We start from the raw sequence: 9,818 nt of genomic DNA, 5'->3' as shown, positions 1-9,818 counted from the left end.
GTGGACCCCGAGGTGAAGACGAGATACGCCAGATCATCCGGGTGCGCCAGGTCCAGACCGGACCGGTCGACCTCGGCACCGAGGTCGAGCCCGTCGATATCCAGGATGGGTGTGTGCCCGGGGACGAGGCCGGCCGTGAGCTCGCGCAGAGCCGTACCCGTGACAACTGCAGTGCAGCGGGCCTCGTCCGCCATCACCTGCAGTCGTCCGGCCGGATAGGAAGGGTCGAGGGCGAGCCAGGCACCGCCGGCACGCAGGACCGCCAGTATGGCGATTGCTGCCCGGGCTCCGCGGGGCAGGCACAGGCCCACCACGGACTCCGGCCCCACCCCCGACCGGCGCAGGCGCCGGGCCACCACGGCCGAGGCCCGCTCCAGCTCTCCGTAGGTCCATGCTCGCGCACCGTCGATCAGAGCGATCTCGTCCGGTGTGCTCAGCGCGTGGGCGACGACCGCCCGGTGCACCGGGGTGCCGTCGCCCACTCCGTCTACTCCGGCTCCCGACCAGCGCAAGGCGGTGTCGGCATCGGCACCGAGGCGATCGGCGGTCAGGGTCGGGTCGGTCACGGCCTCCGCGACCACGGTTTCGAACAGCCGGGCGTAACCGGCGACGGTCCGGGGGTCGAACCGGGCCGGGTCGAAGTGGAGGACACCATGTACCTCTCCGTCGATCTCACCGGCCTGCAACCGCAGCGGAAACTGTCCGACCTGCTGACGTACCGGTACGGGCACCGTGTCGAAGCCGGCGAAGCGGATGCTGCCGAGGCCCCCGAGGACCGCCCTGGTGCCGTCGGCGAGCCGGTCCGACTCGAACTGGAAGCTCACCTGGTAAAGCGACTCTCCCGACAGGGCCGATCCCGGTGTCAGACGTCCGAGAACGGTCGGGATGGGCAGCGCCCGGTGCCGTACAGCGTCGATATGGGCGGTGCGGGTGGCGTCGAGGACCGCATCGAAGGTGGACTCGGCAGTCACGGTGGTGCGCAGCAGTACAGCATTCGCGAAGTGGCCGACAGTACGCTTGAAGGATGTTCTGCGGCCCTCGACAGGGAAGCCGACGACGATGTCGTCGCAGTCGGTGAGTTTGTGCAGTAGGACGTTGAATGCGGCCAGCAGCACGGTGGCGGTGGTGCTGCGGCAAGTTTCGGCCAGAACCCCGATGCGGGCGGTGGTAGGCGCATCCAGATGGAAGCGGATATGGGCCGGCGCCTCAGGATCGACCACCGGACGGGGCGCAGTCATGCCCGGCAGATCGAGGGCGAACCGGCAATCGGTGAGCCGTTCTTCCCAGTACCGGCGCGACTTCTGCGATCGGGGGCCGTCGAGGAACGCCTGCTCGGCCGCGACATGACGGGCGTAGGAGTGGTCGACGGCAGTCGGCAGTCCCGGTGCGCCGTCCGCCTCCGAGCCGTACGCCGTGAGCAGGTCCTCGACGACCAGGGAGAGGGAGCTCATATCACCGGCGATATGGTGCAGGACCAGATGGAGAGTGGTGGCCGCGGTGTCCTGATACACGAAGAGCCGGGCCGGAGCCTCACGATCGAGCGCGAAGGGGCGCTGGTAGTCGCGATGGGCCAGTGCACGTAACCGCTGGACACCCGCGTCCGGCGTCTCCCGCACGACAAAGGGCGCCTCGGCGCCGTGCCGGCGCTGCACAAAGCCCTCGGCCCGGGGAACGACCACCCCGGTGAGCCCCGGATGGCGGACACACACGGCACCCCAGGAGCGGCGAAGCCTCTCGGTGTCCAGCCGTTCATCCACCGTTACGCATACGGCGATGTGGTACGCGGGGGAGTCGGGAGCCAGATCGTGGAGAAACAGGAGAGATGCCTGCCCCACGGTGAGCGGAGTCTCGTACTGTGTGCCGGCTTCGTCTCCGGCCACTCCCCCGTTGGCCCGGACGGGTTCACCGCAGTGCACGTCTGCTCGCACAATTCCCCCATGATTTGTCACAGACTTTGACACCGATTCGTCACGCTCGTCACAACACTATGCACGGATCCAGTCACGCTTCAAGCGAAACTTGACAAGGGTCTTGCCGTACGGGTTTGACCTGCGGAGACTGGTTCGGTGATTACGCGCAGATAGCCTTCGGGGCATGGATTCGACAGCTCTGTCAACCGCGCCCTAGGCTGCCCGCACAATCGGTGCCACTGACGTTTCCACGGCATCACCGAGGGCCCCGGGCGGCCGCATCACAGGGCAGCCGCCCGCCCGCCCGCCCCGGCACGCCAGGGCGATCCCGAAGGACCATGATGATCGAACAGCCCGGATTCGGGCGCCGACTGCGGCGACTACGGCTCCAGCGCGGCCTGTCTCAGGGGGAGCTGGCCGGCGACGATGTGTCGGCCAGCTACGTCTCCCGGGTGGAGAGCGGGGGGCGGTCACCCAACGACCTCATAGCCTCCCTCTTCGCTCGCCGCCTCGAAGTGTCTCTGGAGACACTGACCAGCCCCGATTCCGAGGAGGGCCGGCGGGAGCACCGTAGTCAGCGGCTCGACGTGGCCAGTCAGCTGCTCACAGCGGGCTCTTTGCGCAAAGACGGTGAACTGATGGAAACCGCGGATCTCCTGCGCAGAATCGTCGCGGAGGGCGCCGGTCACAGCGAAGAGGATCTCCTCTGGGAGGCCGCCTGGGTCCTCGCCGAGGTTCTACAGGAGTTGGGGCGGACCGACGAAGAGCACGCCGTCCTGTCCAGCCTCGCCGAGACCTCTCTGTCACAGGAGACCCCTCGCCTCGCGGCACGGGTCGCCACCGCGCTCGCCGAGAATCTCCGTCGCCAAGGGCGACTGGGAGAAGCCCTCCGGGTCGCGGAGGCAGCAGCCTCGGACATCGTAACCCTGCCACCGAGCACTCACGAGCGGGTGAACGCCATGCTGGCGCTCCTCAACGCATACGCCGACAGCGGCGAGCTGGAGAACGCCGCCGGGCTCGCCGACACACTGCAGGAGGTCGCCGAGGCCATCCCGTCCCGCCAGCTGCGGGGCAAGGTCTACTGGGCGGTGGGCAGCACACGGTTTCTGTGCGGGCTGCCGCAGGACGGGGCCAGACTGCACGAGCAGGGCTTCGCCTGTCTGCGTCCCGATGTGAACCTGGTGGCCTGGGCTCGGCTGTGCCGGGTCTCTGCGGCACTCCGCCTTGAGCATGACCCCTCCGGCGACGCCCTACTGAGCGCGGAGGGTCTGTTGGCCAAGGCCCGTCAAGCCGTCGAACTCGTCGGCAGCGCCGACGATGTCACCGACCTCATGCTGGCCGAAGCCCAGCTGGCGCTGCGCCAGGGGCACCCCGAGCAGGTTCTGAAACTGACGGACCGGGTTTGCGGTCAGGACGGCGAAGTGCCCTTGGCGAAACTCGGGCAGTGTCGTCTCCTGTCGGCCAAGGCGCATTCCCTCGCCGGGAACGCTGCGGCAGCCCGGGACAGCTATCGGCAAGCGGCCGAGGCTCTGGAGCAGGCCGGAGCGTACCGGAAGTCATCCGAGGCCTGGCGCCAGTTGAGTGAACTCCTCACGCCGGGCGGCCCCTAGAGAGGAGCCGCCCGGCGCTTCCTGCTGACCGACCCAGACCTCGGGGGATGTGGACCCGGTCCGGTCAGCAGGAGTGCAGGGGCACAACACCTACCGCAGGGTTGAACTTCCAGGTGTGCAGTTCGGTCACGGGGCCGGTGGTCGCGACGGCGGCCACGGCCCCCCGCCCGGTCGGCAGATCACGGACATGCACCTCGGCGACTCCGGCGCCGTCGGGCAGCGGCACCGCAACGACGCCCTCGCCGTCGTCCAGCAGCACGTCGATCTCGTCCGGTGGCACCCGGAATCCATATCCGACAGCCCGCAGGACAGCCTCCTTGCGAGTCCACAGGCCGAGGAAGAACATCTGCCGCGCGGACGGGGACAGCCGTCGAAGCAGCTGCCGCTCCCAACGCGTCAGGGCCAGTAGAAGGTTGTCGCCGTATGTCACATCGCCGTCCTGGACATCGACACCGACGGACCCCGTGGGCGATAAGGCGATCAGTTGCTGGCCGCCTCCGTACGCCACACTGAAGGAGACCTCCCGGTCCACCAGAGCGAGCCTGCCGTGCTCCGAGCGGCAGAACTCGACCCCGGCCGGACTCCGCCCGAGCACCCAGCCGAGCACCCGGCGAGTCGTGGCACGCGCGCAGAGGAAGGCTCGTCCGTCGCCGGGACGGTCCAGCGCCTCGGCCATGGCCCGTTCCTCCTCACTGACCAGATCAACCGCCTCGCCGGCGGCCCGGCCGGAGGAATCCAGGCGAGTCCTGAACACATGGAGCTCCCCGGACCGCACCACCAGACCGGAGGGAACCGCGGCCCACCCACCCATACAGGCAATCTCCTTCGCTCGCTGGCCGCCCGGCGCGGGAAGAGAGAGTGAGAGGGGGCCCCTGCTCTCCCTGCGGGAGCTGATCACTCGTGGGAGACGGTCGGGTTCTGCCGCGCGGACCGTGACCCGGGCCAGGCCCTCTTGCCCAGCAGGACAAGAGCGGCTGGCAGCAGCACACCGCGGATCAAGGTGGCGTCGAGGAGGATGGCCACGGCAAGTCCTACACCCAGCTGCTTCATGTCCAAGGTCGACAGCGTCGCGAAGACCGCGAAGACGGCAACCATGATCACAGCCGCGGTGGTGACCACGCCCGCGGACGTGAGGATGCCGTGCCGAACGGCCGCCTGTGTGGAGCCTCCCAGTCCGACCCCCTCGCGCACCCTGCTCAGAACGAAGACGTGATAGTCCATCGACAGCCCGTAGAGAACTACGAACAGAATAAGCGGGAGCCAGGAAACCACCGCTCCATTTGAGTCGAACCCCAGCAGGTCCTCGGCCCATTCGCCTTGGAAGACCAGCACGAGAACGCCGTAGGCAGCAGCTACGGACAGCACATTGAGCACGGCGGTCAGCAGAGCCAGGGCCACAGAACGGAAGGCCAGCAGCATGACGCCGAAGCAGAGCGCGGTGACGAATCCGATCACCAAGGGCAGGCGGTCCTTCAGAGTGTCCGAGAAGTCGGTCGAGAAGGCCGTCTCACCTCCGACGGCCCACTTGCCGACGTCGGCTCCTTCCAACGCCTTCGGCGCGAGTTCACTGCGCAGCAGCTCCAGCGTCCGCTTCGCCTCCGATCCCCCCGCGTCGCCCTTGACGTGCAGTTCGAGGCGGGACACTGTGCCGTCCTTCGACAGTGCGATATCCGGCTTCGTGGACCGCGCGAACTCTCCGGTTGCCATGGCGTCCTCGTGCAGGACCGTCAGCAACCGTGCCACTTCGCCGGACTGCCCCTTGCCGGCCTCGACCGCTACGGCGTGCGCCGTTCCCTCGGTCGGGAACGCTTCGACCACCCGGTCGTAGATTTGCATGACCGTGTACGAGCGCGGCAGGTCCTCGTCGCCGGGCATCTTCAGCTTCATGCCAAGGGCGGGTGCGGCCAGAGCCAGCATGGCCACCACTCCGACCAGCAGCGACACTCCCGGTGCCTTGAGGACGGGACGGAGTACGGCGGCCCACAGCCTGCTCTCACCTCGTATGACGGTACGCCGCCGCAGCAGTGGGATCCGCGGCCGGTCGATCTTGTCGCCCAGCCCCGCGAGCGCGGCCGGCAGAACCGTGAGAGAACCGAGAACGGCCACCAGGACCACCAGGATCGTGCCCAGGGCGAGCGAGTAGAACAGCATGTTTCCGGAGAGGAACATGCCGGCCATGGCAAAGGCCACCGTCAGACCCGAGACCAGGACGGCACGTCCCGAGGTCGCCGCGGCGATACGCAATGCCGCATCGGGGGATTTGCCCAGCGCCCGCTCCTCGCGCTGACGCCGGATGTAGAAGAGCGAGTAGTCGACACCGACCGCGAGCCCCATCAACAGGATCAGGCTGGCTTGATTGGCGTCCACGGGCACCAGTAGCGAGGTCACGCCCGCCAGCCCGAGTGCGAAGACCACCGAGGTGATGCCGAGCAGCACCGGCAGTCCCGCCGCGAGCAGTGCGCCGAAGGCTACAAGCAGGATGATCAGTGTCAGCGGAACGCTGATGAACTCCGCCCGCCGAAAGTCGGCGCCGAGCTTCTGGCTCAACTCCTTGGTGACAGAACCCTTTCCGAGTTGTTCGATGCGTAGGTCGGTACGGGCTTGCTGCTCCGCTTCCGTCGCCTTCAGCATCGGGCCGACGACGCTCTTGGGTTTCTTCTTGTCGTCGCCGGTGCCCAGGTCGAGAGTCACCGGCACCAGCACACTGCGACCGTCCTCGGAGGTGACGGGCTCGCCGACCGCGGCTACCGCGTCCACAGTCTTGTACCGTTCGCGCAGCGAGGCCACTACCTCGTCGGCGGTGGCGGCGGCTAGCTTGCCGCTGCGGGCCTGGAGCAACACGCGTTCGATGCCGTCGTCCGCAAAGTCCGCGTCGTCCAGCATTCGTTCGGCAACCGCTGACTGCCCGGTGAGACCGTCGGCATCCTCCTGCTCCCGGACCCCGCTCACCGTACTCGCCGCATACGCCAGAACAACGACCGCGATCCATAACAGCAGGGTCAGCTTCCGATGGGCCATGCTCCATGCGGCTGTTCTCTCCACGAGTCCACGCGGTGTCGGTTCCGCACCCGGCGGCCCGGACCGCCGGCTCGCGGTGTGTTTGTCTTCGGTGAAGGACATCGTCAGGGCTCCTCGTAGGGGACGGCCTTGACGCTACGCAGCGGTGCACTTCACCGTCGGGCGTGCGATCACCTCTTCGGGAGTAGTGCTGGCACTACCGTCGAAGGGGATGTCCGCACGCTCGGAAAGGCCGAAGTCGCACATCTAGCATTCTGATACGACGAGCCGAGAGCAGGAGTGCCATGAGGTGGAGACCACCGAGGACGGGGGCAGCGATACGCCGTGTCGCTCAGCGTCTGCTCGCTCGGAGCGCACGCGACGACCTCCTGCAGCTCCTGACCACACTGGCAATGTTGCCGCTGTACTGCGTACCCGTCGTGCTGCTCCTGACGGGCGTGGCCCTGACTCCACTGCTCCTGATCGGTCTGCCGCTGTTGCCTCTGGCCATGCTGACGGCCGGCTGGATCTCCCGGCTGGACCGTCAGCGGCTGTATTTCCTGCGGGATTTGGACATCGACATGCCGGTCGCCGAGCCCAGCATTGGCTGGCGGGAACGTCTGGGCCGGCTCTTCCGCCGGCGTGCCTGGCGTGAGCTGTCCTACACCGGTGTGATGTTTTTGTGGTCTCTGGGTGCGGGCGGGCTCATGCTGACGATACTCGCGGCAGGTGTGATGCTCACCCTGCTTCCGCTGGTGGCGCTGGTACTGCCCGACGGAGCCGCCGTGCTCGACGCCGACATCGGCACCCTGTGGGGTTCGGCGTCCTCGGCGGTCACCGGTCTGGCACTGCTGCTCACCGGAGTGCTGCTCGGGCGCCCTCTCGCCCGAGCCGAGTCCGATCTGGCCATCCGTATGCTCGGCGCCAACCGGGTGGACCATCTTGTCCGACGGATGATGGACCTGGAGGACAGCCGCTCGCGTATGGTCGACGCCGCCGAGCAGGAGCGACAGCGCATCGAGCGCGACCTTCACGACGGTGCACAGCAGCGGCTGTTGTCGGTCGCGATGAGCCTGGGCAGGGCCAAGTCCCGATTCGATCAGGACCCGGAAAAGGCTCGACGCCTGCTGGTGACCGCGCACGAGGAGGCCAAGGCCGCCATGCAGGAGTTGCGTGATGTCACTCGTGGTCTGCATCCGTCCATCCTCACCGAGCAGGGCATGGAGCCCGCTCTGGCAGCGGTGGCAGCCCGGTGCCCGGTCCCTGTCGAACTCATGGTGCAACTGCCCGAGCGTCCGTCCTCCCGCGCCGAAGCAGTCGCCTACTACGTAGTCTCCGAGCTGCTCACCAACATCGCCAAGCATGCCGGCGCGGACGGTGCATCGGTGAAGATCTTCCGGGAGGACGACCTGCTCCGGCTCACGGTCAGGGACGACGGAATCGGCGGAGTCGACCCCGACCGGGGCTCGGGTATCCGCGGTCTGCGTGACAGGATCCATGCGGTGGACGGACACCTCGTGCTCTCCAGTCCGTTCGGCGGTCCGACGGTCGTCCACGTCACACTGCCCTGGAAGGCATAGTGGATATGTTGCGTGTGGTCATCGCCGAGGACTCCGTCCTGCTGCGCACCGGTCTCGCCAAGCTCCTTGCCGACGAGGGTATCGAGGTCGTCGGACAGGCGGGGAACGCGGACGAGTTACTCAACCTGGTCGCCGACCTGGACCCGGACCTGTGCGTGGTGGACGTCCGGATGCCCCCTACCCACACCGACGAAGGGCTGCGAGCCGCCCTGACGATCCGCGGCTCGGACCCGGGCCGCCCCATCCTCGTTCTGTCCCAGTACGTGGAAGCGCGCTATGCCTCCAAGCTGCTCGCACACGGCAGCGCGGGAATCGGGTACCTCCTCAAGGACCGAGTGGCCGACGTGGACGAGTTCGTGGCGACCCTGCGCCGGGTCGCCGACGGCAGCACCGCCCTCGATTCCGAGGTGATCAGCCAGATCTTCGCAAGCCACCAGAGAAGCGACAGCGGCCTGGGCGCGCTCACTCCGCGGGAGCGCGAAGTACTCGGTCTCATGGCCGAGGGGCTCAGCAACAGCGGGCTCGCGAGTCGTCTGTTCATCACCGAACGGGCCGTCGAGAAGCACATCCGCGCCATCTTCACCAAGCTCGACCTCCTTCCCGACGACGAAGGGAATCGTCGCGTGCGAGCCGTGCTCCAGTACATCAACTCGCTGACGAATCCCCTCCCGTGAGCTTCAAACCGGCGCCCTCGCTGACCTGAGACCACCGAAACCGGAGCCAGAGATGTACGACCCCCTTGCCCCGGCCCACTCGGGCCCACCCCAGTCAGGCCGTCTCAAGCACTCCGTGGTGCGTCGCATCGTCCGTGTCCTGGCGATCTTCACCGGTGTCACCCTGGTCGGCGGAGCCGCGTGGTACCTGCTGTTGTTCATGGTCACCGCAACGGAATCCGGATCCGCCGCGATCAGACCCTCGGTCCGAAACGTAGAACTCTCCATCGACAGCGGTGATATCGAGGTCGATGTGGTCGGGCAGGGTGAGAGGCCCGAGCTGCACAAACGGCTGACCGCATCACTGCGGTCACCGGACGAGATGGTCAAGCACGACGGGGACACCTTGTATGTGACGACCCGCTGCGGTGAGGGCATGGGCAAGTGCGCGTCGGACTATCGCCTGACCGTTGCAGCCGGCACCCGGATCAAGGTCGAGACCCGGTTGGGCGATGTCTCCGTACAGGGCGTGCGGGCCTCGGTCGACGCTCGTACGCGGATGGGCAGTGTCCGTCTGGAGCACATCAAAGGGGACCTTCTGGTGGCCGCAAGCAGGACCGGTGACCTCACCCTCAAGAACGTGCAGTTCTATACCGCCGAGGCCACGACCAAGCTGGGTGACGTTCTGGTCGAGGACATCGAAGCGTTCGAGAGCCTGACGGCCGTCTCCAAGACCGGGGATGTGGAGCTGTACCTACCCCCGAGTGCCGGCCCGTTCGCCGTGCATGCCGAGACCGAGATCGGCGACCGGAAGATAGCCGTGGACCAGAACTCCTCATCCGGCGCCGGCGTCATCGCCCGGACGAAGATCGGTGATGTGACAGTCCGCGCGGACTGACCATGGCCGTGTCTTTCGCTTGCCTCGCCAGGCCCGGCTCGCCCTGCACTCGACCGGGGTGGCCGGGGCCCATGGCTCGTACACCTCGTCGGTGGTGCCGAGCAGCAGCATGTCCTCCCACGGCAGGGCGAACGTGATGCGGTACTTGTCGATCGGGGTGGCCAGCGCCG

The 9,818-nt window shown here is 67.3% G+C and carries 7 protein-coding genes; 4 read left to right on the top strand and 3 right to left on the bottom strand.

The features are described 5' to 3' along the window. Nucleotides 1–1,835 (bottom strand): condensation domain-containing protein (locus tag ACWDR0_RS33715; RefSeq protein ID WP_456355641.1); only part of this gene is annotated, 1,835 nt, incomplete at its 3' end. Nucleotides 1,836–2,248: 413 nt separating this feature from the next. On the opposite strand from ACWDR0_RS33715, the gene ACWDR0_RS33710 reads away from it, so the two are divergent. Next, nucleotides 2,249–3,520 carry a helix-turn-helix domain-containing protein gene (locus ACWDR0_RS33710; RefSeq protein WP_456355640.1) on the top strand — a complete coding sequence of 424 codons (1,272 nt, stop codon included), beginning with the start codon at nucleotides 2,249–2,251 and terminating at the stop codon, nucleotides 3,518–3,520. A 64-nt stretch (nucleotides 3,521–3,584) separates the two neighbouring features. Here ACWDR0_RS33710 and ACWDR0_RS33705 read toward each other — a convergent pair whose 3' ends face one another. Then, nucleotides 3,585–4,274, bottom strand: coding sequence for a 4'-phosphopantetheinyl transferase superfamily protein (locus ACWDR0_RS33705; protein ID WP_456355639.1), 690 nt, complete (start codon nucleotides 4,272–4,274; stop codon nucleotides 3,585–3,587). 140 nt (nucleotides 4,275–4,414) lie between these two features. Then, nucleotides 4,415–6,640, bottom strand: coding sequence for an MMPL family transporter (locus tag ACWDR0_RS33700; protein ID WP_456355638.1), 2,226 nt, complete (start codon nucleotides 6,638–6,640; stop codon nucleotides 4,415–4,417). Nucleotides 6,641–6,822: 182 nt separating this feature from the next. Between ACWDR0_RS33700 and ACWDR0_RS33695 the strand changes: the two genes are divergently transcribed. The 3 genes from ACWDR0_RS33695 to ACWDR0_RS33685 all read left to right on the top strand — a co-directional run bounded on the left by ACWDR0_RS33695 (nucleotide 6,823) and on the right by ACWDR0_RS33685 (nucleotide 9,648). Further along, nucleotides 6,823–8,097, top strand: a complete 1,275-nt coding sequence (locus ACWDR0_RS33695) for a sensor domain-containing protein (RefSeq protein ID WP_456355637.1) — start codon at nucleotides 6,823–6,825, stop codon at nucleotides 8,095–8,097. Between the two features lie 5 nt (nucleotides 8,098–8,102). Then, entirely contained in the window at nucleotides 8,103–8,771 is a 669-nt protein-coding gene (locus ACWDR0_RS33690; RefSeq protein WP_456355642.1) for a response regulator transcription factor, read from the top strand. 115 nt (nucleotides 8,772–8,886) lie between these two features. Continuing rightward, nucleotides 8,887–9,648 (top strand): DUF4097 family beta strand repeat-containing protein, encoded by a 762-nt coding sequence (locus ACWDR0_RS33685; protein ID WP_456355636.1) that lies wholly within the window; start codon nucleotides 8,887–8,889, stop codon nucleotides 9,646–9,648. Nucleotides 9,649–9,818 lie beyond the last annotated feature (170 nt).

The sequence above is a fragment of the Streptomyces sp. NPDC003691 genome, from assembly GCF_053981115.1.
This window is presented reverse-complemented; position numbering and strand designations above follow the sequence as displayed.